The sequence below is a fragment of the Mycobacterium barrassiae genome (assembly GCF_025822765.1).
Classification (GTDB): domain Bacteria; phylum Actinomycetota; class Actinomycetes; order Mycobacteriales; family Mycobacteriaceae; genus Mycobacterium; species Mycobacterium barrassiae.
Map to the genome: position 1 here is coordinate 22,095 of NZ_JACKUK010000031.1, position 23,689 is coordinate 45,783.

General features: G+C 66.5%; 25 protein-coding genes. 15 read left to right on the forward strand and 10 right to left on the reverse strand.

All coding sequences use genetic code 11. The annotated features are described in order from the left end of the window. Positions 1-13: 13 nt before the first annotated feature. Positions 14-349 (reverse strand): RNA polymerase-binding protein RbpA, encoded by a 336-nt coding sequence (gene rbpA, locus H7J93_RS21710; protein ID WP_267308371.1) that lies wholly within the window; start codon positions 347-349, stop codon positions 14-16. Between the two features lie 121 nt (positions 350-470). On the opposite strand from rbpA, the gene H7J93_RS21715 reads away from it, so the two are divergent. The 7 genes from H7J93_RS21715 (at position 471) to H7J93_RS21745 (ending at position 6,749) form a co-directional block, all read left to right on the forward strand. Next, positions 471-800, forward strand: a complete 330-nt coding sequence (locus H7J93_RS21715; RefSeq protein WP_267308372.1) for a hypothetical protein — start codon at positions 471-473, stop codon at positions 798-800. Positions 801-883: 83 nt separating this feature from the next. Next, complete coding sequence (locus tag H7J93_RS21720; RefSeq protein WP_267308373.1) at positions 884-2,149, forward strand: alpha/beta hydrolase; 1,266 nt, start codon at positions 884-886, stop codon at positions 2,147-2,149. A 79-nt stretch (positions 2,150-2,228) separates the two neighbouring features. After that, entirely contained in the window at positions 2,229-2,927 is a 699-nt protein-coding gene (locus tag H7J93_RS21725) for a hypothetical protein (protein WP_267308374.1), read from the forward strand. 213 nt (positions 2,928-3,140) lie between these two features. Then, complete coding sequence (locus tag H7J93_RS21730) at positions 3,141-3,869, forward strand: ABC transporter permease (protein WP_372507993.1); 729 nt, start codon at positions 3,141-3,143, stop codon at positions 3,867-3,869. After that, entirely contained in the window at positions 3,866-4,588 is a 723-nt protein-coding gene (locus H7J93_RS21735) for an ABC transporter ATP-binding protein (protein ID WP_267308375.1), read from the forward strand. Before H7J93_RS21730 ends, H7J93_RS21735 begins: the two co-directional genes overlap by 4 nt. 20 nt (positions 4,589-4,608) lie before the next feature. Continuing rightward, a complete protein-coding gene (locus H7J93_RS21740) occupies positions 4,609-5,622 on the forward strand; it encodes an ABC transporter substrate-binding protein (RefSeq protein WP_267308376.1) in 1,014 nt (337 codons plus the stop codon). An 11-nt stretch (positions 5,623-5,633) separates the two neighbouring features. Continuing rightward, on the forward strand, positions 5,634-6,749 hold the full coding sequence (locus H7J93_RS21745; RefSeq protein ID WP_267308377.1) for an LLM class flavin-dependent oxidoreductase: 1,116 nt from the start codon (positions 5,634-5,636) through the stop codon (positions 6,747-6,749). A 79-nt stretch (positions 6,750-6,828) separates the two neighbouring features. On the opposite strand, the gene H7J93_RS21750 is transcribed toward H7J93_RS21745, so the two are convergent. Further along, positions 6,829-7,503, reverse strand: coding sequence for a hypothetical protein (locus tag H7J93_RS21750; RefSeq protein WP_267308378.1), 675 nt, complete (start codon positions 7,501-7,503; stop codon positions 6,829-6,831). Positions 7,504-7,578: 75 nt separating this feature from the next. Here H7J93_RS21750 and H7J93_RS21755 point away from each other — a divergent pair, with 75 nt between their 5' ends. The 3 genes from H7J93_RS21755 to H7J93_RS21765 are packed head-to-tail and all read left to right on the forward strand — an operon-like array spanning position 7,579 to position 13,045. Beyond that, positions 7,579-9,087 (forward strand): carboxylesterase/lipase family protein, encoded by a 1,509-nt coding sequence (locus H7J93_RS21755; protein ID WP_267308379.1) that lies wholly within the window; start codon positions 7,579-7,581, stop codon positions 9,085-9,087. 60 nt (positions 9,088-9,147) lie between these two features. Beyond that, positions 9,148-11,097 carry a primary-amine oxidase gene (locus H7J93_RS21760; RefSeq protein WP_267308380.1) on the forward strand — a complete coding sequence of 650 codons (1,950 nt, stop codon included), beginning with the start codon at positions 9,148-9,150 and terminating at the stop codon, positions 11,095-11,097. Beyond that, entirely contained in the window at positions 11,084-13,045 is a 1,962-nt protein-coding gene (locus H7J93_RS21765; protein WP_372507992.1) for a DUF7064 domain-containing protein, read from the forward strand. Before H7J93_RS21760 ends, H7J93_RS21765 begins: the two co-directional genes overlap by 14 nt. A gap of 60 nt (positions 13,046-13,105) precedes the next feature. Here the strand turns inward: H7J93_RS21765 and H7J93_RS21770 are convergent, their stop codons facing one another. From H7J93_RS21770 to H7J93_RS21780, 3 genes are all read right to left on the reverse strand, one after another. Next, entirely contained in the window at positions 13,106-13,432 is a 327-nt protein-coding gene (locus H7J93_RS21770; protein WP_267308395.1) for a YnfA family protein, read from the reverse strand. Positions 13,433-13,518: 86 nt separating this feature from the next. Further along, positions 13,519-14,406, reverse strand: coding sequence for an SCO6745 family protein (locus H7J93_RS21775; protein WP_267308382.1), 888 nt, complete (start codon positions 14,404-14,406; stop codon positions 13,519-13,521). Between the two features lie 22 nt (positions 14,407-14,428). After that, on the reverse strand, positions 14,429-15,136 hold the full coding sequence (locus tag H7J93_RS21780) for a FadR/GntR family transcriptional regulator (protein ID WP_267308383.1): 708 nt from the start codon (positions 15,134-15,136) through the stop codon (positions 14,429-14,431). Positions 15,137-15,259: 123 nt separating this feature from the next. Between H7J93_RS21780 and H7J93_RS21785 the strand changes: the two genes are divergently transcribed. Both H7J93_RS21785 and H7J93_RS21790 read left to right on the forward strand, forming a co-directional pair. Further along, on the forward strand, positions 15,260-15,760 hold the full coding sequence (locus H7J93_RS21785; RefSeq protein WP_267308384.1) for a gluconokinase: 501 nt from the start codon (positions 15,260-15,262) through the stop codon (positions 15,758-15,760). Continuing rightward, complete coding sequence (locus H7J93_RS21790) at positions 15,760-17,202, forward strand: GntP family permease (RefSeq protein WP_267308385.1); 1,443 nt, start codon at positions 15,760-15,762, stop codon at positions 17,200-17,202. Before H7J93_RS21785 ends, H7J93_RS21790 begins: the two co-directional genes overlap by 1 nt. A 43-nt stretch (positions 17,203-17,245) precedes the next feature. Here H7J93_RS21790 and H7J93_RS21795 read toward each other — a convergent pair whose 3' ends face one another. The 4 genes from H7J93_RS21795 to H7J93_RS21810 form a co-directional block, all read right to left on the reverse strand. Then, the gene (locus H7J93_RS21795) at positions 17,246-17,728 is read right to left on the reverse strand and encodes an RDD family protein (RefSeq protein WP_267308386.1); all 483 of its coding nucleotides are present in this window, start codon (positions 17,726-17,728) and stop codon (positions 17,246-17,248) included. Positions 17,729-17,830: 102 nt separating this feature from the next. Continuing rightward, the gene (locus H7J93_RS21800) at positions 17,831-18,721 is read right to left on the reverse strand and encodes a DoxX family protein (RefSeq protein ID WP_267308387.1); all 891 of its coding nucleotides are present in this window, start codon (positions 18,719-18,721) and stop codon (positions 17,831-17,833) included. 36 nt (positions 18,722-18,757) lie between these two features. Then, positions 18,758-19,264 (reverse strand): DUF6328 family protein, encoded by a 507-nt coding sequence (locus H7J93_RS21805; protein WP_267308388.1) that lies wholly within the window; start codon positions 19,262-19,264, stop codon positions 18,758-18,760. A 45-nt stretch (positions 19,265-19,309) separates the two neighbouring features. Beyond that, entirely contained in the window at positions 19,310-19,861 is a 552-nt protein-coding gene (locus H7J93_RS21810; protein ID WP_267308389.1) for a dihydrofolate reductase family protein, read from the reverse strand. Positions 19,862-19,913: 52 nt separating this feature from the next. On the opposite strand from H7J93_RS21810, the gene xylB reads away from it, so the two are divergent. The 3 genes from xylB to H7J93_RS21825 all read left to right on the forward strand — a co-directional run bounded on the left by xylB (position 19,914) and on the right by H7J93_RS21825 (position 22,330). Then, entirely contained in the window at positions 19,914-21,308 is a 1,395-nt protein-coding gene (xylB, locus tag H7J93_RS21815; protein WP_267308390.1) for a xylulokinase, read from the forward strand. Beyond that, on the forward strand, positions 21,305-22,021 hold the full coding sequence (locus H7J93_RS21820) for an MBL fold metallo-hydrolase (protein WP_267308391.1): 717 nt from the start codon (positions 21,305-21,307) through the stop codon (positions 22,019-22,021). Before xylB ends, H7J93_RS21820 begins: the two co-directional genes overlap by 4 nt. Before the next feature lie 75 nt (positions 22,022-22,096). Beyond that, positions 22,097-22,330, forward strand: a complete 234-nt coding sequence (locus H7J93_RS21825; RefSeq protein ID WP_267308392.1) for a DUF6400 family protein — start codon at positions 22,097-22,099, stop codon at positions 22,328-22,330. A gap of 229 nt (positions 22,331-22,559) precedes the next feature. On the opposite strand, the gene H7J93_RS21830 is transcribed toward H7J93_RS21825, so the two are convergent. Continuing rightward, entirely contained in the window at positions 22,560-23,480 is a 921-nt protein-coding gene (locus H7J93_RS21830; protein WP_267308393.1) for a LysR family transcriptional regulator, read from the reverse strand. Positions 23,481-23,689: the final 209 nt, after the last annotated feature.

Below are 23,689 nucleotides of genomic sequence, written 5' to 3' on the forward strand. Positions count from 1 at the left end.
CTAGCGGCGAACGTCAGCCGCGCCGGCGGGCCTTGATGATGTCGAGGCGCTCCTTGAGCAGTTCCTCGAGCTCCTCGATGGACCGGCGCTCCAGGAGCATGTCCCAGTGCGTGCGCGGCGGCTTGACCTTCTTCGGCTCCGGTGCGTCGCCCTCGATCAGCGTGCCCTCCATACCGTTGCGGCACAGCCAGGTGTGGGGGATCTCGGCGTCGTCGGCGAAGGGGACGTCGAACTCCTCGCCATTATCGGTGCGATAGCGGGCGACCTGACGCGGTGCCAGATCGTGGTTGCGGTCGGTCTCGTAGCTCACAGCCCCGAGGCGACTGCCTCTCAAGACGCGATCAGCCATGGTTAGCACTCCTCAATCAACAAGTCATCCGGAGAATCAACGCAGCGGCACGACACGCAGTTCCCGACTCGGCCCATCATGATACCGGGATTGCAACGCCAGCCGGTTTACAGTCGGGTCCGTGGTACGTCGTCTGCGTTCTCAACCCTGTCGCTGGTGCGGTCGTGAAGTCGCCGACGCCGGAATGGGCAGACGCAGGCAATACTGCCGGCAATCGTGTCGGCAGCGGGCCTACGAACAACGCTCGCTCGTCAAGGGCACCTCGCTGGCTCCAGACGCCGTGGTTCTGACCGCCGACGAGGCCGCCGAGTTGGCCGACCGTGTCTACCAGGTCAGATGCGCCGCCGAGGACGTGTCCACCGCAGTCGACGAAGGCGCCGATGGCGCGGAGTTACGTCAACTGTGCGATGCGCTGATGCGTGCGGCCAAAGCGGCCGACGGCTGGCGTTAGCCCCTCGATTCCTCGAATTTCGAACCTTCGGGACGGGTTGCTCGTCGTTACGTTGACCTGCAAATCTCCCGAGGGGATCCGCCGTGACGCTGTCCACACCTGAGTCCTCAGCATCTGTGTCCACCTCGCCCGGCATCTGGCGATTCGGGGACTTCGTACTGGATACCCACCGTTACGAGCTGCGCGGCGGCGGAGAGGTGATCCGGGTCGAGCCCCAGGTGTTCGACGTGCTGACCCAGTTGGTCGCCAACGCCGACCGGTTCGTGTCCAAGGAGGAGCTGTTCGACTCCGTGTGGGGTGGACGCTTCGTCACCGAGGCTGCGCTGACGAGCCGCATCAAGGCGGTGCGCCGCGCACTAGGCGACGACGGTGAATCGCAACGGTTCATCAGAACCGTCCGTGGGCGCGGCTACCAGTTCGTCGGCACCCTCATCGCGGACGCGCCAGCACCGGTGATGCCCGCCATCGCCGTACCCGAAATCACTGAGCCCGACGACGACCCGCCGCCACCGCGCCAGCACATCGCGTTCTGCAAGGCAGCCGATGGCGTCCGGCTGGCCTACGCCGTCGCGGGGGAGGGTCCGCCGTTGGTGCGGGCCGCGAACTGGATGACCCACCTCGGATACGACATCGAGAGCCCGGTGTGGAAGCACTGGGTGCGTGACCTGTCGGAGAAGCGCCGGTTCATCCGTTACGACGAGCGTGGCTGCGGTCTATCCGACCGGGATGCAACAGATTTCACCTTCGACGACTGGGTGGCGGACCTGGAGTCGGTGGTCGACTCGCTTGGCCTGGAACGTTTCCCGCTGCTGGGCGTGTCCCAGGGTGGCGCCGTCGCAGTGGCCTACGCGGCTCGCCATCCGGAGCGGGTCAGCCATCTGGTGCTGTGCGGCGCCTACGCACAGGGACGCGCGGTGCGCGCGTCGAGCGAGGACGAGAAGCGTGCCGCGGCGCTCGATCTCGAACTGGCCCGAGTCGGCTGGGGCCGTGACGATCCCGCGTTCCGACAGGTGTTTGCCGCGCAGTTCCTGCCCGACGGCAGCCGCACCGACTGGGCGGCCTTCGACCAGTTGCAGCGGCGCACCACGTCGCCGGAGAACGCCGTGCGGTTCCTCGAGGAGTTCGGCCGCATCGATGTGCGCGAACTTGCGCGTGAGGTCTCCTGCCCGACGCTGATCATGCACTCGCGCGACGATCACCGGGTCCCATTGCGTTTCGGCGAGGAACTGGCTTCGCTCATTCCGGATTCCCGTCTCGTCCCGCTGTCGAGCAACAACCATCTGCTGACCGCATCCGAGCCGGCGTGGCAGGTGTTCCGGGCCGAGATCGACGCGTTTCTCGCCGTCTGAAACACCGATGACCGATATCTCCACGCAATCTCCACCCAATCTTCATGTGCCGCCGGAACAAGCCGTTCATGCTGGTCACATGAAGAAATTCACCCGCACACTGCTCGTGGGTATCAGCGCAATCGTCGCGCTCGGCACCCTGTCCGCCTGCTCCGGCGGATCATCGAATCAAGCGACCTCCGCACCGGAGGCGCCGGCCACAACTGCGGCTACGCCCACCGACATCCCGCAGTCCGCGCGCTACATCGCCGACATGACCGCTGCCGACGGCAAGACCATGACCATTGGGATCGCCATCGAGGGCGACCAGGTTGCGGCCTACGCGTGCAACGGAACCGACGACGAAGCGTGGTTCTTCGGCAACCGCACCGACGGTGCGATCGACATCAAGTCACGATTCCGCGACAACCTGCAGGCGGAGTTCGACGGCGGCAACGTCGACGGCACGCTCACCATGAACGGTCTCGCCTATCAGTTCTCCGCGAAGCCGGTGACCGGTGAAGCGGGGATGTACACCGCCGACCTCGACGGTGTACGGGCCTCCTGGGTGGTCCGCGAGGACGGCTCGGCGGTCGGCGTGCAGCTCAACGGCGCTGTGCTCGACGCGGTGGACGTGCAGCAGCTCAACGATGCACAGTTCCGTGCCCAGGTGCGCAACAAGCGGCAGCTTCAGCAGGCGCAGCAGATCACCAGGCTGTCCAACGGCAAGATGAGCTCGAAGATCAACGGCAGGGACGTGACGCCCACTCTGGTCACCGGGAGCTTCCGGCTCAACTGACACCTGAAAATCGTTGCTGTCCAACGGCCCTGCCGGTGTGCTGGATCACATCGGCGGGGCCCACCTCTTTACATCATCGAGAATCAAAACCTAGGTACCCGCCGCCCGTCTGCGTAGCGTCGACGCACCGTGACTAGTTCTGCCGAGCTGGCAGCGCCGATAGCGCCTGTCCGTGCCGTGAATGCTGGGTGGCGGCAGCGCAAATGGGGGCTGATCCGGCTCGCGTCACCCATCGTGCTCGTCGCCCTGTGGCAAATGGGCAGCGCACTGGGGCTTATTTCGCAGGATGTGCTTCCCGCGCCGTCGTTGATCGTCGAGGCCGGCATCGAGGTGCTGCAGAACGGGCAGCTGGTCGACGCGCTTCGGGTGTCGGGCATACGGGTCGTCGAAGGCCTACTGCTGGGCGGGATCGTTGGCGTTGCCCTCGGCACGGCCGTGGGGCTGTCCCGGTGGTTCGAGGCGACCGTCGACCCGCCCATGCAGATGGTGCGGGCGCTGCCACACCTCGGCCTGATACCTCTGTTCATCCTCTGGTTCGGCATCGGCGAGCTGCCCAAGGTGTTCCTGGTGGCGCTCGGCGTGAGCTTTCCGCTGTACCTGAACACCTTCTCGGCGATCCGTCAGGTCGACCCGAAGCTGTTCGAAACCGCGCAGGTGCTCGGATTCTCGTTCTGGCAACGGTTCCGCACCATCATCGTTCCCAGCGCCGCCCCGCAGGTGCTGGTCGGGCTTCGGCAGTCGCTGGCGATCGCGTGGCTGACGCTGATCGTGGCCGAACAGATCAACGCCGACAAGGGGATCGGCTTCATGATCAACAATGCCCGCGACTTTCTGAGGATCGACATCATCATCTTCGGATTGATCGTCTACGCCCTGCTGGGGATCGGCACCGACGCCATCGTCCGCGAACTGGAACGACGAGCATTGAGGTACCGCACATGACGTTGACGGCATCACGCGCGACACAGGTGGCGGGTGAACTCAAAGATGTGAACAAGTGGTACGGCGATCACCATGTGCTGTCCGATATCTCGGTGCGAATCGGCGGCGGTGAGATCGTTGCACTGATTGGTCGCAGCGGATCGGGCAAATCGACCGTGCTGCGGGTCCTGGCCGGGTTGTCGACCGATCACACCGGCCACCGCGCGGTGCTCGGTGCACCCGCTATTGCATTCCAGGAGCCGCGGCTGTTCCCGTGGCGCGATGTGCGCACCAACGTCGTCTATGGTCTGACTCGCAATCGGCTGCCCAAGGCGCAGGCGCAGGCGCGTGCCGATGAGGCGCTGGCCGATGTCGGGCTGGCCGACCGCGCGGAGGCGTGGCCGTTGACGCTGTCCGGCGGTCAGGCGCAACGCGTTTCGCTGGCCAGGGCCCTGGTGGCCGAACCCAAGCTGCTGCTGCTCGATGAACCGTTCGGCGCGCTGGACGCGTTGACGCGGTTGAGCATGCGGGCACTGCTGCTGGATCTGTGGCGTGAACACGGATTCGGCGTGCTGCTCGTCACCCACGACGTGGATGAAGCCGTCGCCCTTGCCGACCGGGTCTTGGTGCTCGACGAGGGCCGGATCATCCACACGCTGGAAATCGACGACCCACGGCAGTCCACGAACACCGAACGCCATCGCGCCGAGCTGCTCGATCAGCTCGGTGTGCAGATCTGACCTTCTACGAAGAGGAATTCATGCGAAAAGTCGCTGTCGTACTTGCGTTGCTCACTCTGCTGCTCGCGGGATGCGTGTCGCGGCAGGACAGTTCGGGTCCGTCCGAAGCGCCTCCCACGGTGGCGCTGTCGGAGCTGTCTGACCTGACGCTCAACGTCGGGGATCAGAAGGGTGGTACCGAATCGCTGCTGCGGGCAGCCGGTGCGCTGGACAACCTGCCGTACAAGGTCGCCTTCTCGACGTTCACCTCGGGACCACCGCAGATCGAGGCCGCCACCGCGGGCAAGATCGACTTCGCGATCACCGGGAACACGCCGCCGATCTTCGGCGCCGCCTCCAATGCGAAGGTCAAGGTCGTCTCGGCGTACGACGGCAGCGGCAGGGGAGACAGGGTGCTCGTCCACGCCGATTCGCCGATCCGCACGGTGGAGGATCTGCGCGGTAAGAAGATCGCCCTCGGCAAGGGCAGCTCTGCCCACGGCAACGTGCTGGGGCAACTGCAACGGGTCGGGATGTCGCCGTCGGATGTCGAACTGGTCTTCCTGCAGCCTGCCGACGCACTGGGTGCCTTCACTCAACGACAGGTCGACGCGTGGGCGATCTGGGATCCCTACACCGCTCAGGCCGAGGCCGACATCCCGGTGCGCAGCGTCGCCCAAGCGACGGGCGTGACGAACGGCGCCGGTTTCGGCATCGCCTCCGACGCCGCACTGGCCGATCCGAAACGGAACACGGCGCTGAACGACCTGCTCGTGCGGTACGCCAAGGCGACGCGCTGGGCGCAGGACAACCCCGAGCAGTGGGCGCAGAGTTATGCCGACGCAGTGGGTCTGGATCTCGAGGTGGCCACCGCGGCGCAGGGGCGCAGCCTGCGGTTGCCTGTCGATCTATCGGACGATCTCGTCGCTTCGGAACAGGAGCTGGCCGATCTGTTCGCCGAATCCGGCCAAATCTCCGATAAGCCCGAATTCAAGAACTGGGTCGATACCCGATACAGCGAATCGCTTGCGCCGCTTTACCTCAACCGCAACTAGGAGCAATCCACATGTCAGAACAGCCGTCTTCGTCACCAACAGCGAAGTTCTTCTGGTTCCTGCCCACCAACGGTGACAGCCGATCCATCGTCGGCGCCTCGCACGCGTCGTCGCATCACATCGTGCCCCCGAACTACCGGGCACCCTCACGCAGGTACCTCGCCGAGGTGGCACGCGCCGCGGACCGCCTCGGGTACGAGGGGGTGCTGACGCCGACGGGGACCTGGTGCGAGGACGCGTGGTTGACGGCGTCGGCGCTGCTCGCCGAGACCGAACGCCTGAAATTCCTGGTCGCGTTCCGGCCGGGCCTGGTGCCGCCGACGCTGGCGGCCCAACAAACCGCGACGCTGCAGCGCTTCTCCGAGGGCCGGGTCCTGCTCAACATCGTCACCGGCGGCGACGACGTCGAACAGCGCCGGTTCGGCGACTGGCTGAACCACGACGAACGTTACGAGCGCACAGGGGAATTCCTGCACATCGTCAACAAGCTGTGGCGCCAGGATTCGTACGACTTCGAGGGCAAGTACTACACGGTGAAGGACGCACGGGTCTCGGCGGCCCCGGATCCCTTGCCGCAGATCTACTTCGGTGGTTCGTCGGCGGCAGCGCTGCCGATCGCCGCAGAGCATGTCGACGTGTACCTGACATGGGGCGAGCCCCCACAGGCCGCGGCGGCCAAGATCGAGCAGGTGCGCAAGCTCGCCGAGGAACGTGGCCGCAAGGTGCGCTTCGGCATCCGGTTGCACACCATCAGTCGCGACACGTCCGCGGCGGCGTGGGCGGTGGCCGACGAACTGCTCGCCGATCTCAGCCCCGAGCAGATCGCCAAACAGACTGAACTGCATGCCAAGTCGGAGTCCGAGGGTCAGCGCCGGATGACCGCACTGCACGGCGGACGGGTGGACAAGCTGGAGATCTATCCCAACCTGTGGGCGGGGGTCGGACTGGTTCGCGGCGGCGCGGGCACGGCGCTGGTCGGTAGCCATGAAGAGGTCGCGAACCTGATCTACGAGTATCACTCCGTCGGCTTCGACGAGTTCATCCTCTCCGGCTATCCGCATCTGGAGGAGGCGTACTGGTTCGCCGAGGGTGTGCTACCGCTGTTGAAGCACAAGGGCGTCGCGTAGCGACCGCGAATTGAGCGCCGAGCGTGCGCTCACTGCGAACACCGGGCCGAAATTTCGCAGTGAGCGCACGTTCGCAACGTCAGCAGCTGAACTTCTCACCGATCTGCGGTGGCGCCGTGACGGGTTCCAGGCATCCGAAGGGCTCGATCCCGGCCTCGCTGTACCGCACCGCGGTGTCATGGGCGCGGTTGGCGCAGAACAGTCCGATCTGATCGACGCGGCACTGGTAGTCGCCAAAGCCCAGCGACCCACCGTAGGGCAGCTCAGGTCCTTTACCGGCGGTGAACGGGCCGGGGTCGCCATGCACGGATCCCACAGTGACACTGGGCCCGTCGAAGTCGACCCAGCCGCCTTTCCACTCGCCGTACGCGTCGTCGGGCCGCGGCGGCGGGTCGGCTAGGTCGACCAGACACGCCAACGCTCCACCGCTGTAGCGGGTGTCGGTGATGCAGGTGGTCTTGCCCGAGGGCGTGACGAATGCGACGTCCTCACCCAGATCGGTGGCCACGCCGTCACGTGTGGCGACGTGGTACTCCGCGGCGTCGACCGTGTCGCCCGCCTCGATCCAGGCGACGACGTCGGCCATCGGCGCCCCCGGTGCGGGCGGATGCGCGGGTGCGGTGGTCGACGGCGTGGTCGACGAAGACCTGCTGGTGTTCGGGGGTATCGGCGTGATCCGCTCGGCCTGGCCGTCCGTGCTGGAGGAACACCCTGCCACTAGCAACACGATCGCGATCAGCCCGGCCCTTCCCATATCGGCCAGGCTAGCGGGCCGACGCGCCGATCCCGTCCAGGCACGTCGGCCGGTGCCATTCGCTACGGTCGGGTCATGCACGAACACACGGTCCGCGCGACGATCGCCTCCGGCACCGTTGAGGGCTTCACCCGCGACGGGGTGAACCGGTGGCGCGCGATCCCGTACGCCCGTCCGCCGGTCGGCCCGCTGCGATTGCGCGCACCGCAGCCCGTCGAGCCGTGGCCAGGGGTGCGGTACTGCCACGGGGTCGGCTACTGCGCGCCTCAGCAACGCATGTACACGATCCTCGCGCCCGGCCGCTACCAGCCGATGAGCGAGGACTGCCTGACGCTCAACGTCGTCACCCCCGCGTCTCCGCCGGACACCTCCATGCCGGTCATGGTGTTCATCCACGGCGGCGGCTACTTCATGGGCAGTTCGGCGACGCCGATCTACGACGGCGCGTCGCTGGCCCGTCAAGGCTGCGTGTATGTCTCGGTGAACTACCGGCTCGGGGCGCTGGGGTGTCTTGACCTCACGTCGTTGTCCGACAGGGAGCACACCTTCGACGACAATCTCTTCCTGCGCGACCTGGTGATGGCACTCCGTTGGGTACAGGACAACATCGCCGTCTTCGGTGGCGATCCGGACAATGTGACCATCTTCGGGGAGAGCGCCGGCGCCCATGCGGTGGCGACGCTGTTGGCCGTGCCCGCCGCTAAAGGCCTGTTCGCACAAGCCATCTCCGAGAGCCCGGCCGCCGGGATGGTGCGCACCAAGGAGATCGCGGCGGAGTACGCTGTCAAATTCGCCGAGATTCTCGGCGCCGGCCCCGGTGAGGGAGCGGCCGCCGTGATGGCCGCCCGCCCGACGGAATTGGTGACCGCGTTCGAACGGCTCATCGTCGCGGGCCAGCGCGACATGCTGGGCGCCTTCGCCGCAGGCCCCACCAGTGGCAGCGAGTACCTGCCGCTGGACCCGATCGCCGCGATGCGCGACGGGCAGGCCCACCGGGTACCGCTCATCGTCGGCACCAACGCCGAGGAGGCCAGGCTGTTCGGCCGGTTCCTCAAACTGTTGCCGATGACCGAGTCGACGATCGAGCGGCTGCTGTCGTTGGCGGAACCCGATGAGCGGGAACGCATCACCTCCGCGTACCCCGGATATCCCGACCCCGCGGCGTGCATCCAGTTCGGCGGCGACTTCGCGTTCGGGGCGGCGGCGTGGCAGATCGCCGAAGCGCACAACAGGCACGCGCCGACGTACCTCTACCGCTACGACTATGCACCGCGGACGTTGCGTTGGTCAGGTCTGGGCGCCACCCATGCGACGGAGTTGCTGGCGGTGTTCGACGTCTACCGAACAACTTTCGGGAAGCTGCTCACCGCCGCAGCGGACCGCAAGACCGCGCTGCGCGTCAGCGACGACATCCAGTCACGCTGGCGTGCCTTCGCCCGCACGGGCGCGCCCGGCGACGACTGGCCGGTCTACACGATCCCCGAGCGGGCGGTGCAGGTCTTCGACCGCCGACCCCGCATCGAGTACGACCCGCATGCCCCTCGTCGAGAAGCCTGGGAAGGGTTCACTCTGGCCGGCCGCTGAATCCGTTGCGCTGTCCCAAACCGCTGCGCATCGCGGCGCATTTGTGATTGCGTGATTCCCGTGGTTTACCCCCTGGATCCGCTCAGCGGCGACGAGTTCACGGCGGTCGCATCCATCCTGCAGCGCGAACACGGTGTCGGAGATGGTTGGCGGTACGCGTCCATCGAATTGATCGAGCCCAGCAAGGCCGAGTTGCGGGCGTTCGACGAGGGGGGAGCGGCGCCGCCGCGCCGCGCGAGGGTGACCTGCCTCCAACGGTCGGCCAACGCGACGTACAAGAGCACGGTGTCGCTGACCGACGACCGGGTGGAGTCGTTCGAGCACATCCCCGGGGTGCAGGCCAACTTCACCGTCGACGAGTTCGCCGAATGCGACCAGCTGCTGCGGTCGCACCCGGATGTCGCAGCGGCGCTGGCCAAGCGCGGCATCACAGACATCGACCTCGTCTTCTTCGACACATGGACCTACGGCAACGCCGTCGCGCCGCCGGAGTACCGCGACCGGCGGATCGGCTGGTCGGACACCTGGGTCAGGGACAAGCCCGGCGGCAGTCCCTATGCGAATCTCGTCAGCGGACTGCACTGCGTCATCGACCTCAATGCCATGGAGTTGCTGCGCGTCGAGGACAGCGGTCCGTTCTCCGGGGACGGTATCGAGAAGCCGAACGTGATGGGCGAGTACGTGCCGAGCATGATCCCGGAGGCCATCCGGTCCGCATCGCGGCGGGAACCGCTCAAGCCGCTGCACATCGAGCAGCCCGAGGGGCCCTCGTTCACCCTGGACGGCAATCTGCTGCGGTGGCAGAACTGGTCGCTGCGGGTCGGCTTCAATCACCGCGAGGGCATGACGCTGCACACCATCAGCTACCGCGATGGCGACCGGGAACGCTCTGTCGCACACCGCATATCGCTCGCCGAGATGATCGTTCCGTACCGGGACTCGTCGGAGGACCACTACCGGCGCACCGCGTTCGACATCGGCGAGTGGGGTCTGGGGTTCATGACCACATCGCTGGAACTGGGCTGCGACTGCCTCGGCGAGATCCGCTACCTCGATGCCGTGCTCCACAACAGCAAGGGCGAGCCCTACACCATCACCAATGCCATCTGTATCCACGAGGAAGACAACGCCGTGCTCTGGAAGCACGTCGACCACAGCATCGGTGCCGAGGTGCGCCGCATGCGCAGGCTCACGGTGTCGTCGCACGTGACGGTCGCCAACTACGAGTATCTGGTCTATTGGCGGTTCTACCAGGACGGCAACATCGAGTGCGAGATCCGGGCCACCGGAATCATGGTGACGACGCCGTTGGCTCCCGGCCAGCCGCACCCGAACGGCACCCTGGTCGACGAACGCACCTACGCGCCGTATCACCAGCACTTCCTGGTGGCACGGCTCGACATGGACATCGACGGCACCGACAACACCATCGTCATGACCGAGTCGCACGCCGAGCCGATGGGGCCGGAGAATCCCTACGGCCTCTCGCTGGTGACGCGCAGCATCCCGTTGCGCAGCGAGAGCCAGGGCAAGCAGGACGTCAACTACGCGACCCAGCGCTCCTGGAAGATCGTCAACCCCAATGTCGTCAACGGGATCGGCACCCACCCGGCGTACAAGCTGGTGCCCAGCGGGGCGATTCCCCCCATGTTCGATCCCGACTCCCCGGTGATCGAGCGGGCCAGTGTCATCGGCCATACTCTCTGGGTGACCCCGAATCATCCCGACGAACGTTGGCCTGCTGGCGAATTCGTCAACCAGTCCTCGAAGGACACCGGGCTGGCGAAGTGGACGCTGGCCAACCGTTCCATCGACAACACCGACGTCGTGATGTGGTATGTGTTCGGCATCCATCACATCACCCGGCCGGAGGACTGGCCGGTGATGCCCGTCGACATCGTGTCGTTCTGGCTGAAACCGTTCGGCTTCTTCGACCGCAACCCGGCTCTGGATGTCGTGGGGACCCCGCCCGACATGTGCCACACCACATCGACCAGTGCGCACCACTGACGTCATGGAGCGGCCCTCGGATCTGACGGCCGACTGGTTGAGCTCCGCACTCGGTTTTCCCGTCACGGATTTCGCGTTCGAGCGCATCGGCACCGGGCAGATGAGTGAGTGCTACCGCATTGAGCTGACCCGCGGCTCCGGTGACACCGGACCGTCGTCCGTCGTGCTCAAGGTGGCCGCGACCGACCCGGTGAGCAGGCAGACCGGGCTGGCGCTCGGGCTGTACGAGCGTGAGGTGCGGTTCTACACCGACATCGCGCCGACCATCGGCGGCGGACCGGTCGCCGCGTGCTATTCGGCCGGCTTCGAGCCCGAGACGGGCGCCTTCCACCTCCTGCTCGGCGACGCCGGGCCCGCAGTCGTCGGCGACGAATTGCGCGGCGCCACAGTCGAACAGGCCACGCTGGCGTTGAGCGAGCTGGCCCGGTTGCATGCGCCGGCGTTCGGCGACGCTTCGATGGCCCAGGCGGACTGGCTCAACCGCGATGCGCCGGTGACGCAGGGGCTGATCGCGCAGCTGTACGCCGGGTTCGTCGACCGGTATGCCGATCAGATCGCGCCGGAGCATCGCGAGGTGTGCGAGCGCCTCGTCGGCAGTTTCGACGCCTATCTGGCGGCCGAGGGCGCCGACGACCGGATCATGGGCCTCGTCCACGGCGACTACCGGCTGGACAACATGCTCTTCGGTCAGCCAGGTGCGGACCGGCCGTTGACGGTCGTGGACTGGCAGACCGTCACCTGGGGGCCGGCCATGACCGACGTGGCCTACTTCGTCGGGTGCGCACTACCCAGCGAAGTTCGTCAGCAGCACTACGACGACCTGCTGCGGGCCTACCACGAGGCGCTCGGGCCAGGGGTGGCGATCAGCCTCGACGACGTCCGCGAGGGCGTGCGGCGGCAGAGCTTCTTCGGGGTGATGATGGCGATCGTCAGCTCGATGCTCGTCGAGCGCACCGAGCGCGGTGACCAGCTGTTCATGACCATGCTGTCGCGGCACGCCGATCACGTGCTCGACACGGGAGCGGTGGAATTGTTGCCGGATCCTGTTGTGGCTCAACCTCTTACACCTGATCCCGCCGACGAGGCGGCCCACGCAGCGGGCACCGAACCGCTGTGGAGCGAGAGCTGGTATTTCGATTTCGTCGATGTAGGGCAGGGTATCGGCGGATGGGTGCGGCTGGGCCTGATGCCCAACGAGAACACCACCTGGGTCAACGCGCTGCTGTGCGGCCCCGACTTGCCGACCATCGCCCTGCTCGACTTCCAGAACACCGGCGCGATCGACCTGACCCTCGACGCCGCCGAGCCGTTGCAGACGTACGCGGTGACAGTGCGGGGTACCGGCGAGGCCTTCGACGATCCGGCGGACCTGCTGCACGGAAAGCCGGGCCGGCCCGTTGAGGCGGCGATGGAACTGGTGTGGACGACCGTCGGTGTTCCGTACCAGTACCGGATCACGCCTCGATACGAGATTCCGTGCACCGTGACGGGCTCGGTGACTGTCGACGGCCGCGAGTATGCGGTGACGAGTGTTCCCGGCCAGCGCGATCACTCCTGGGGAGTGCGCGATTGGTGGTCCATGGACTGGGTGTGGAGCGCACTGCATCTCGACGACGGCACCCACCTCCACGGCGTCGACATCCGGATACCCGGAGCGCCGCCGATCGGTATCGGCTACACGCAACGGGCGGGGGAGCCGCTGGTCGAACTGCAGGGCGTGACGGCCGAGGCGACGTTCGGCGACAACGATCTGCCGGCCTCGACCGCGATCACCTACAACCCGGGCGGAGTCATCGCGACCATCGACATTCGCGGCCACGCACCGGTGCTGCTGACGTCGCCCGACGGGCGGATCAGTCACTTCCCGCGCGCATGGGCGACGGTCAGCACCGCCGACGGTCGCAGCGGCGTCGGCTGGGTGGAGTGGAACCGCAACACGCCTTCCTAATAGCGATTTGTGTGCGTTTCGGCGCGCTCACCGCTCCTGAACGCACACAAATCGCCGGGGTCAGCGCGGCGCGTACATGATGAGCGCGACACCGACGAGGGCGACGACTGCGCCTGCGACGTCCCAGCGGTCGGGCCGGAAGCCATCGGCGACCATGCCCCAAAGCAGCGATCCGGCGATAAACACGCCGCCGTATGCGGCGAGCACCCTGCCGAAATGGGGGTCGGGCTGAAACGCCGCCACGAACCCGTATCCGCCGAGCGCGATGATTCCGGCGCCGATCCACACCAGCCCGCGATGCTCGCGCACGCCCTGCCAGACGAGCCACGCGCCACCGATCTCCAGCAGCGCAGCCAGTACGAACAGGGCGACCGATTTGAGCACCATCACGACCCCCAGCCTGCCCGACAACGGGTGATTTCGGCGTGCTGGGTCACCCGCAGCGTGACTGAGCACGCCGAAATCGCCAGAACTCAGACGAGATGCGAGCTGTCGTCGTCCAGGTCGTCGCGACTCAGGCCCATCGGAGTGAGCGCGGGAACATCGCCGGCGGCCACCACCTTTCGGGTGATCGGCGTCAAGCTGCGGAAGAGCGTATCGACCTCGCTGTCGTCGAGCGCGTCGAGCCCGCCGAGCGCAATCTGGTCTGTGGTGTCCTCGACGCGCTGTTTGAGTTCGCGTCCCGCTGCCGTGAGTTCGTCGTTCTCGTCGAGCAGTCCCCGCGCGACGAGCCGGTCGCGATAAAGGTTCCACTGCTCGTCGTCGTAGTCGCGGCTGCGCATGATGAACTCCTTGGGCACCTTGCCCGCCGCCGCGTGCAGGACGTTGGACTCGCGCCCGGAGACACCGAGCGACGCCAACACGGCCACATGCCCGTCGCCGCGCTGTTCGCGCAGCAGCGTGGTCGCGTGCCACAGCTTGGCCACCGGTTCGTCGGGCCAGTCAAGCGCCAGGTTGGCCGCGAACAACGGGCGGCCGTCCAGGGGAGCGCCGCGGGCGGCCTTGGCAGCCAGTTCCGCGGCCGTTTCCACATCGTCGTCGGTGCCGACTCCGTAGCGGCGCAGCGCTTCCACCGCCGATTGCTCGCGCACCCGCAGCGCATCGGCCGGAGACGCGATCTCCCACGCCGCGGGCAACGCCTTCGCCACCCGGTGAGCGGCGAAGTTGTAGAACGTCGCGGTCACCACTTGCGCAGGCACGACGCCGAAAGGCGCCGAGCGCGCCGCGAAATAGCCCATCCAAAAGCCGCGGAATCCGAGCCCGTCCAGTGCGGCGCGCGCCTCCGGCGCAAAATATGTCACGGCATGCACCGGTTCGAGCCGATCGAAGAAACGCCGCGCCAGTACTGGTTGCCTGTCCACTATCAACCTTTCGCCTCGGAAACTACGAAAACTCTTCGCTCACAGCGGATGCCGCTTCGTCGATGATGGCACGCATCGCTCGCTCGGCGGCCGCTTCATCACGCAACCTGATGGCACGCGCAACCTCATCGTGCAACTCGATGGCCGCCGGGTTGGGCGTGGCGGGCATCATCCCGTGATGGGTGCGGCCGGTGAGCACTTCGGCCACCACTCCGTTCAGCGCGCGGAACATCTCGTTGCCGCTGGCCTCGAGCATGGTCTGGTGGAACATCTTGTCCGCCAACAGGTATGCCTCGAGATCACCGGACCGGCCGTGCACCACCATGTCCGATACCGCGGCCGCCATGACCCTGCACTGATGGGGATCGGCGCGCCGCGCGGCAAGCGCCGCCGCAGCCGGTTCGAATCCCCGGCGTAGCTCCGACAGCGACAGCAACTGTGCGGCGCGGTCGCCCGACTCGAGCCGCCAGCGAATCAGCCTGGGGTCGAAGACGTTCCACTTGTGCGCCGGCTGGACCGTGACGCCCACTCGGCGTCGGGACTCGACCATGCCCATCGACTCCAGCACGCGCACGGCCTCGCGGACGACGCTGCGCGACACCTTGTGCTGGGCGCTGACTCCGTCGAGCGTGATGACCTGACCCGCGCAGTAGTCCCCGGACACGATGGCCGCGCCCAACGCCTCGAGCAAACTGCCGTGCAGTGCACCGACGTTTGAGTGTGACGCCACTCATACATCTTGTCATAGCTTTGCTGGGATGACTAAAAACATATGATTTCGAAATCTTCTTGCAATCGTATGATTATTGAGGCATGCTTTGTGACGTCAAACACAACCGGGTAGGTGGAGGGGATGGCGTCACCAATCGTCGCAATGGGCGTCTCAGGTTCAGGTAAATCGACCGTGGGAGCGGCGCTCGCGCAGCGTCTGCGCGTACCGTTCGCCGACGCCGACGACTTTCATCCGCCTGCCAACATCGCGAAGATGACCGCCGGGGAACCGCTCAACGATGACGACCGGTATCCGTGGCTGGAAGCCATCGGGGAGTGGCTGGCCGAGCGGTGCGACACCGGCGGCGTGATGAGCTGCTCCGCCCTCAAGCGCAAGTATCGCGATCAGCTTCGCCGCCATTGCCACGATGTCGAATTCCTCCATCTCAGTGGCACTCCCGATGTCATCGCCAAACGCCAGGCCAGCCGTCCCGGTCATTTCATGCCCGCATCCCTGCTCGCTTCTCAATTCGAGACGCTCGAGTCGCTGGGCGACGACGAGCGCGGCCTCACCATCGATGTCGACCAGAGCATCGATTCCATCGTCGAAAGCTATGTCGCCGCAACTGAACAGGAGTCCTAGTGGAAGCAATCGACCCGGCATACGGAGCCACCACGCTGCTGCTGATCGCGGCCGGAGCGGTCGCGCTCCTGCTGTTCCTGATCATGAAAGTGAAGCTGCACGCCTTCATCTCGCTCGTGTTGGTGAGCGTGTTGACGGCAATTGTGGCGGGCATTCCGGTGGGCGACGTGCCCGATGCGCTGTCCTTCGGCTTCTCGAACACCCTCGGCTCCGTGGCACTGCTGGTCGGCTTCGGCGTCATGATCGGTCGGCTACTCGAGGTGACCGGTGGCGCCCAGGTGCTGGCCGACACGCTCATCGGCCGCTTCGGTGAGAAGCGTGCTCCTTTCGCACTTGGCGTTGCCGCGCTGATCTTCGGCTTCCCAATCTTTTTCGACGCCGGCCTCGTGGTCTTCCTGCCGATCATCATGACGGTAGCGCGGCGTTTCGGCGGGTCGCTGCTGCTGTACGCGTTTCCGGCGGCCGGCGCCTTCGCCGCCATGCATGCTCTTGTGCCACCGCACCCGGGACCGGTCGCGGCGGCGGAAGCGCTCGAGGCCAGCATCGGCTTGACCCTGCTCGTCGGAGCGCCCGTCGCTGTCCTCTCCTGGTACATCGGCTCCTACCTCGTCTCGAAGTTCATCGGCCATCGAGTGAACGTCGACATCCCCGAGGGGTTGTTCGGTCCGATGAACGGTGGCCGTGACCGTGACGAGACCACCGATTCCGACGGCGGATCCGGCCCGGGCGTTACCGCCACCCAAGCTCCGGCTCGTACCGCGCCCGCCTTCGGGACCGTGCTGGGCGTGTTGCTGCTGCCGTTCGCCTTGATCTCCTTCAATACCGTGCTCAAGACGCTCATGACCGCAGGCGTCATCGAGGAGGGCGCCACCTGGGCCGAGTACCTGATGGTGCTCGGAAACACCTCGGTCGCCCTGCTGATCACGGTGATCGTGGCGACGCTCGTACTTGGGCTCCGGGGGCGCTCGATGGCGGCGGTCAGCGACATCTTCGACAACGCACTCGGGCCGATCTGCACGGTCATCCTGATCACCGGCGCCGGCGGCATGTTCGGCGGCGTGCTGCGACTGAGCGGCATCGGAGACGCCTTGAGCGGTTCGTTGTCGAACCTCGGAATGTCGCTGATCCTGCAGGCCTTCGTCATCGCCACGGTGCTACGCGTCGCGCAGGGTTCAGCCACGGTCGCATTGACGACGACGGCAGGCCTGCTCGGCGCCGCCGCCGCCGAGGCGAGCCTCACCAGCTTCCAGCTCACGTTGCTCGTCATCGCGATTGCCGCCGGCGCGACGGTGCTCTCGCACGTCAACGACTCGGGATTCTGGCTCGTGAGCCGGTTCTTCGGGATGGACGTGAAAACGACCCTGAAGACATGGACCGTCATGGAGACAACACTGGGGCTTACCGCGTTCGCGATAAGCCTGGTGCTGTGGTTCGCGGTCTGACGGGTCTAGATGTCGAGTCGCGCAATCACTTTCGCTGCGGGGCTCAGCCCTTGACGACCTGAGTCCCGCCCGCGAGCTCGTCGTGCTTGCCCTGCTTGGTCGGGCTGCCGTTGATCGTCACCGCGATGACGACGATCGCGATGACACCCAGCAGGCCGCCGATGAACGGGATGATCGGCAGCAGCGTCCACGAGTTACGGATCGCCGATTGCGCAGCCGTCGGCTTCGGTGCACCGCCGGGGCCGTGGACGCTGAGGCCCAGCAGTTTCTTGCCCGGAGTCGCGCCAATGGACACCTCGAAGAGCACGAAGTACACGAACGTCAGCACACCGGTGAACAACCCGGTCACGAAGTAGTTCGACAAGGTGTCCGTGGCGAAGATCAGGGCATAGCTGACGATCGCGACCAGGATGCCGTCGATGATCCTGGCAAGCCAGCGCACCAGCAGTCCGCCGGGCTGCTGACCGCCTGCAGGCGGGTACGCGCCCTGCTCACCGTATTGGCCAGGCTGGGGGTTGGTCGTCATCTGTACTCCTCGCGTCTACGCGGGCAGCGGGTCCGACCGCGCGGATGGTGGAGTAAATCTACCGCTGACGCGGCAGTTCAGAAGGAGTTTGGCGCGCGCTGATCATGAACCCCAGCGGCGACGACGGTGCTTGGCCTCCGAGCGCGCGGTGTCGGCGAGATCCGTTGCGCGCTCGCGCGCGACATCCGCCAGCTCCGGAGCGCGCTGCCGTGCCGCATCGGCCCATTCCCAACCGCGATCGCGCGTCACGTCAACAATCTCACCGCCGCGCTTGCGCGCCAGCTCCGCCAATTCCGGCCCGCGTTCGCGTGCAACGTCGGCGATCTCGGCTCCGCGCTTGCGCGCCAGCTCTGCGAGTTCCGGAGCCCGTTCGCGAGCGACCTCGGCGATTTCGGCCCCGCGCTCGCGCGCGACATGGGCCAGCTCACGTCCGCGTTCAGCACCGACCTGCAGTCCGTGGCCGACCTTTTCGGCGAGCTCGCTGTCGGCGAGAGTCCCACCCGCTGCGGCGCCGACTGGCAACGCGGCGGTGACAGCCTCGGACACCTTGTGTGCGGCGCGGCGTCCGCGCCATCCCAGCGACGGCTTGCCCTCGGTGTCCACGGCAGCGATGATCAGCCCGCCGAGAAGGCTGATCTCAGTGAGGAAGGCGCGACGTTCGTCGGCCTTGCGCTGCGGGTCGGACTCATTCCAAAACGCATGTGCGCCAAGGCTGCCCGGCACCACGCTGAGCGCGAGGGCGGCCGAAGCCAACCGCGGCAGTTTGCCGCTCGCGAGAAGCAGTCCGCCACCGATCTGCACGGCCGCATTCACGCGGGCGACGGTCTCCGCATCGGAGGGAACGTTCGCGCCGACAGGATCGGGGAGTTTACTGAGGCCCTCGAGAGTTGGGCGGGCCGCATCGGCGGCTGGTTTGGGGCTGCGCAGGGCATCGACGCCTCGGGCGATGAAGGCCGCTGACAGCATCGGGCGGGCAACACGTCGGATCAACATGGCTCCGGAGTTCCCCGGTCGTGGAGGTCACAAACTTCAGTACGACGTGTCGCGCAGGTTTCGATCGCGCAGGGGCAGCGCGTACCAGAAGACGACGAGCGCGACCAGCGTGCACCCGCCGGCGATCCACGCACCGGGCCTGCCGACCACGCTGTCGAAGATCACCACTGCGACACCGGTGAGGGCGGTGCCGAGCAAGATCGTCCCGACGATGGCGTACCTGTGCGAAACGGCGACCAGCGTCCTCAGTCGGTGCCTGCGAAACAGCACCCGGTGCATGCTGGCCGGAGCCACCAACAACACGGTCGCACCGATCGAGCACCCCACCGTGATGAGATAGACGATGCGCATGACGCTGTCGAGCGCGGCGAAGCGTGGCTGGAACGGCAGGATGAGAAGGAAGCCGGTCAGCAGCTGTACGCCGGTCTGGGCCACCCGCAACTCCTGCAGCAGGCTCGACCAGTTACGGTCCAGCCGTTGAGCTTCCGTCTCGTCGCGGTCGTCGTCCCAGCGTCCTTGGCCGACCGGGGATTCGCTGCCCACAGTGCATTGTCCCACCGTCGCAGGCCGCCTGCGTCCGATTGGCGGTCAGGCTGGCCGGTAGCACACCAGCGTGATGCCTGATTTGAAGCCCTTGGGCGGTTGCGTCAGCGCGAGTCTCGGAATGCTGGTGCCGTCCGGGAACAGTCGGCGTCCGACACCCTGCACCGTCGGATAGACGAACAGTCGATACTCGTCGACCAGTCCCGCGACGATGACCTCGTGCGCCAGGCTGATGCTGCCCGTCAGCACGATGTCCTTACCAGGCTGGCCCTTCAGGGTCGTCACCTGCTCGACGGGATCGCCGGGGAGCACCGTCGAGTTCTCCCAGCCCGGATCGGTCATCGTCGAGGACACCACGTACTTGGCCACCTGGTTCAGGTAGGCGGTGACGCCCGTGGGGTCCTCGCTTTGCGACGGCCAGTAGGCGCGGAAGTCTTCGAACGTCTTGCGTCCGACGAGCAGCGCATCCGCGTCGGCGTCCTGCCGGTGCGATTCTGCAAGGAGATCCTCATCGGCGAGCTGCGGATCGAACCAGTCGTCGAGCATCTCGACTGCGCCGTCGACGGTGATGTTCTGGGTGATTACGAGCCTTCGCATGTAGAGATAGACCCGGTGCGTCCCGGAACCTCATCGGCGTAGCGTCTGCTGCGTGGCTCTGGTCGCTGGCATCGATTCATCAACCCAGTCGTGCAAGGTCGTCATTTGCGATGCGGATACCGGCTCGATCGTGCGCTCGGCAACCGCGCCGCACCCGGACGGCACCGAAATCGATCCCCAGCAGTGGTGGTCGGCTCTACAGGCCGCGATCACCGCCGTGGGCGGTCTCGACGACGTGGCAGCGGTGTCGGTGGGCGCGCAGCAGCACGGCATGGTGTGCCTGGACAGCTCGGGAACCGTCGTGCGAGATGCCTTGTTGTGGAACGACACTCGATCGAGCGCTGCTGCGGACGCATTGGTGTCCGAGTTGGGCGCGGATCAATGGGCAAAGCGTGTGGGAGTGGTGCCCGTCGCGGCGGTCACCGCGGCGAAGCTGCGCTGGCTCGCCGATCATGAACCTGCACACGCGGATGCGACGGCGGCGGTGTGCCTGCCGCACGACTGGCTGACCTGGCAGCTGGGCGGTTCGGGCGACATCGCCGACCTGCGCACCGACCGCAGTGACGCGAGCGGCACAGGGTACTTCTCGTCGGAGTCCGGCACCTATCAGTTCGACCTGCTCGAAACGGCGATGCGAGGTCGGCGGCCGCAAGTGCCGACCGTGCTGGGGCCGTCGCAGGTAGCGGGGCGCACGTCGATGGGTGCGGCGCTCGGGCCGGGCGCGGGGGACAACGCGGGGGCCGCCCTGGGGCTGGGCGCGGAACCGGGGGACTGCATCGTCTCGCTCGGCACGTCGGGCGTCGTGAGCGCGGTCGGAGCCGTCGCTCCGCACGACCCGGAGGGCATCGTGGCGGGTTTCGCGGACGCCACCGGACGGCAGCTGCCGCTGGTCTGCACGCTCAACGGCGCTCCGGTGCTCGCCGCCGCTGCCGCGATGCTCGGGGTCGACTTCGAGGAACTCGACCGGTTGGCCCTCTCGGCGCCGGCCGGTGCCGACGGGCTCACACTTGTGCCGTATTTCGCGGGGGAGCGATCGCCGAATCTCCCGCACGCCGCAGGCGCACTGCACGGGATGACCACGCGAAATCTCAGCGCGGCCAACATTGCTCGGGCGACCGTCGAGGGCCTGCTCAGTTCGATGGCGTACTGCATCGAGCGGATCGCGGCCCACGGCGTCGAGACGAATCGCATCATCCTGGTCGGCGGGGGAGCGCGCTCGGAAGCGGTCCGGCGGATCGCGCCCGCACTGCTTGGCGCACCCGTTCACGTACCGACGCCCGCCGAATATGTCGCACTCGGCGCCGCCCGACAGGCCGCATGGACACTGTCACAAGCTGATTCACCTCCCGCATGGTCGTTCGACGTCACCGAGACATATACCGCCGATCCGACACCGCATGTGCTCGAGCAGTACCGGGCCGCGCAGCCGCTCACACTGGGTCAATGAATTTTGAGTGGGAACTATTGGCGGACGGCGTTTCTCGTTGCCGTCTCCCATTTCTCGATGTCACGATCGGACTGGTGTGGAGCCGCGCCGGGGCCCTACTCGTCGACACCGGAACCACCCTCACCGAAGCGGCCGCGATCCGCGCCGACGCCGAGGAATTGGCGGGTCGCGAGGTGAGCCACATCGTGCTGACGCACTATCACTTCGACCATGTCCTGGGAGCTTCGGCGTTCGACGGCGCCGCCGTGTACTGCGCGCCTGCCGTCGCGACGGCGATGACCGCCCACGCCGACCGGCTGCGCGCAGATGCACTGCGGTACAGCGCTAACCCGCGTGAGATCGACGACGCCATCGCCGCGTTGCGCGCACCCGACCATGCGGGGGAGTCGACCGTCATCGATCTCGGCGAGCGCGTCATCTCCGTCAGCCATCCCGGTCGCGGCCACACCGACCACGACCTGATCGCGGTCGTCGCGGGCGCCGAGAAGACCGTCGTCTTCTGCGGTGACCTGATCGAGGAATCGGCCGACCCCGCCATCGACACCGACTCCGATACTGCGGCATGGCCGACCACCCTCGATCGGCTCCTGACGATCGGGGGCGACGAGGCCCGCTACGTGCCCGGGCATGGGGCCACCGTCGATGCGGGTTTCGTGCGCCGGCAACGACGGTGGCTCACTGAACGTGTGACGCAGTCGGACCGCCGACTGTGACCGGGGTCATTGTCTGACCTGGCTTATTTAGGGCAGCCTTACCGTTCGCTTTGCTTACGAACGGCTGGAGGTGCCATGAGGGCCGACCTCGAATTCGCCTATGACCTGACACTCGACGAGGCGCGACGGCGCAGCGCAGTGGTCGAGGCCATCGGCCCCGATTGGGACCCGGTTGCAGTGCTCGCCGAGGAGCAGCGGGCCGAGGACATGCTGTATTCCAATCTCGACGAGGAACAGCAGCGGATCTACGACGAGCTGGTGCGTGCCGGTGTACTACCTGATCGGACCGCCGCTCGTGCTACCGATTGATCCCACCGCCGACCGCGGGCGCCGCGCCTGGCTGCCCTGCCCGTGCTGCGATCACGCCACCGGGTGCGGGGACTGCGAACAACGCAAGAACTGCGCCACACACTGGCAGTACCTGTTGAGCAATAAAGGTACACTCGTGCACCTACAGTGCTCCGATTGCGGCTACCTGTGGTCGACGGACACCCGCAGGCGTGCGCGGCGACAACCCGGCGCCGCCTGACCGAAACCGCTACGCGTCCGCCTCTGGGCGCGGCCATTGCGGTCGCGGTAGTGAATCCCCGGCAGGAGGCTGCATCCGGTCCAGGACCGCCCGCAGCGGTGGCCAGTCAGCACGTCCGCGGCGCGTCACCGCGTAGGCGGTCAACACCACTTCGGGTTGGGCCAGGGGGAGTACCTTGACGCCTTTGCCGGTCGGCCTGCCGATGGGTAACAGCCCGACACCGAAGCCGGCGGTGATGAGGTCCTCGACAAGGTCGAGGCTGTCGATCTCGTGTGCGATGCGCGGTGTGAAGCCCGCCAGCGATGCCAAGGTACGTACGGCGGTCTCGTCAGCTGTATTGCGGGAGTTGACAATCCACGTCTGCTCCGCGTACGCGGCGACGTCGGCGGGGCCATCGGGAAACGTCGACGGCACCCCGAGCCCCCACGTGATCGACCACAGCGCCTCGGTCTGCAACACCTGGCCGGGTGATGCGGGCGCGAGGTTGTAGTCGTAGGTCAGCGCCAGATCGAGGTCGTCGTTGGTCAACAGCGCGAAGGCCTCGATGGGCTCGTACTCACTGATCACCAGGTGAACATCCGGATACCGTTCGGCCAGGTCGGCCACGATCGGCAGCAGCGACACCCGGATTCCGGTGGCGAATCCGCCGACCCGCACCGTGCCCGACGGCTCGGCATCGGGATCGAGGTCCAGGCGTGCACTGTCGATCGCCGCGAGAATCGTGACCGCGTGGTCCGCCAGCCGTGCGCCCGCCGGCGTGAGCCGGACCCGGCGCCCGTCCGGTTCGACCAGCTGCGCGCCGACTTCCTTGGCGAGCGCTGCGATCTGCTGCGACACCGTCGACGTCGTGAGGTGGTGGGCATCGGCCACCGCCCGCATCGAGCCCAGGCGCGAGAGCGAAAGCAAAAGCGAGAGCCGCCGGGTGTCCATTCGGCCAATTGTTCACGACGGAGGAACACATATCGGGAAATGAAAGCGCGGCACGCGAGCGATGGGGGGGTTGCGCTCGCGTGCCGCCTAATGGGAGTCGATCAGCGTGTCCTTGACGGGGATCTTGGTTCTTCAGCGGGAGGCTGATCACCGGACCGCCGGCTGGTGAGCACTGTTACAGCCTGGAGTGCTGGTCGACTCCTACGGTT

Coding starts and splice junctions, on each gene's coding strand:
- H7J93_RS21740 (WP_267308376.1), top strand. CDS start 4,609: ATGCGAAAAGTCGCTGTCGTACTTGCGTTGCTCACTCTGCTGCTCGCG.
- H7J93_RS21795 (WP_267308386.1), bottom strand. CDS start 17,728: ATGACGACCAACCCCCAGCCTGGCCAATACGGTGAGCAGGGCGCGTAC.
- H7J93_RS21800 (WP_267308387.1), bottom strand. CDS start 18,721: ATGTTGATCCGACGTGTTGCCCGCCCGATGCTGTCAGCGGCCTTCATC.
- H7J93_RS21770 (WP_267308395.1), bottom strand. CDS start 13,432: ATGGTGCTCAAATCGGTCGCCCTGTTCGTACTGGCTGCGCTGCTGGAG.
- H7J93_RS21750 (WP_267308378.1), bottom strand. CDS start 7,503: ATGGGAAGGGCCGGGCTGATCGCGATCGTGTTGCTAGTGGCAGGGTGT.
- H7J93_RS21830 (WP_267308393.1), bottom strand. CDS start 23,480: ATGGACACCCGGCGGCTCTCGCTTTTGCTTTCGCTCTCGCGCCTGGGC.
- H7J93_RS21785 (WP_267308384.1), top strand. CDS start 15,260: ATGGCGTCACCAATCGTCGCAATGGGCGTCTCAGGTTCAGGTAAATCG.
- H7J93_RS21745 (WP_267308377.1), top strand. CDS start 5,634: ATGTCAGAACAGCCGTCTTCGTCACCAACAGCGAAGTTCTTCTGGTTC.
- H7J93_RS21825 (WP_267308392.1), top strand. CDS start 22,097: ATGAGGGCCGACCTCGAATTCGCCTATGACCTGACACTCGACGAGGCG.
- H7J93_RS21810 (WP_267308389.1), bottom strand. CDS start 19,861: ATGCGAAGGCTCGTAATCACCCAGAACATCACCGTCGACGGCGCAGTC.
- H7J93_RS21755 (WP_267308379.1), top strand. CDS start 7,579: ATGCACGAACACACGGTCCGCGCGACGATCGCCTCCGGCACCGTTGAG.
- H7J93_RS21725 (WP_267308374.1), top strand. CDS start 2,229: ATGAAGAAATTCACCCGCACACTGCTCGTGGGTATCAGCGCAATCGTC.
- H7J93_RS21735 (WP_267308375.1), top strand. CDS start 3,866: ATGACGTTGACGGCATCACGCGCGACACAGGTGGCGGGTGAACTCAAA.
- H7J93_RS21820 (WP_267308391.1), top strand. CDS start 21,305: ATGAATTTTGAGTGGGAACTATTGGCGGACGGCGTTTCTCGTTGCCGT.
- rbpA (WP_267308371.1), bottom strand. CDS start 349: ATGGCTGATCGCGTCTTGAGAGGCAGTCGCCTCGGGGCTGTGAGCTAC.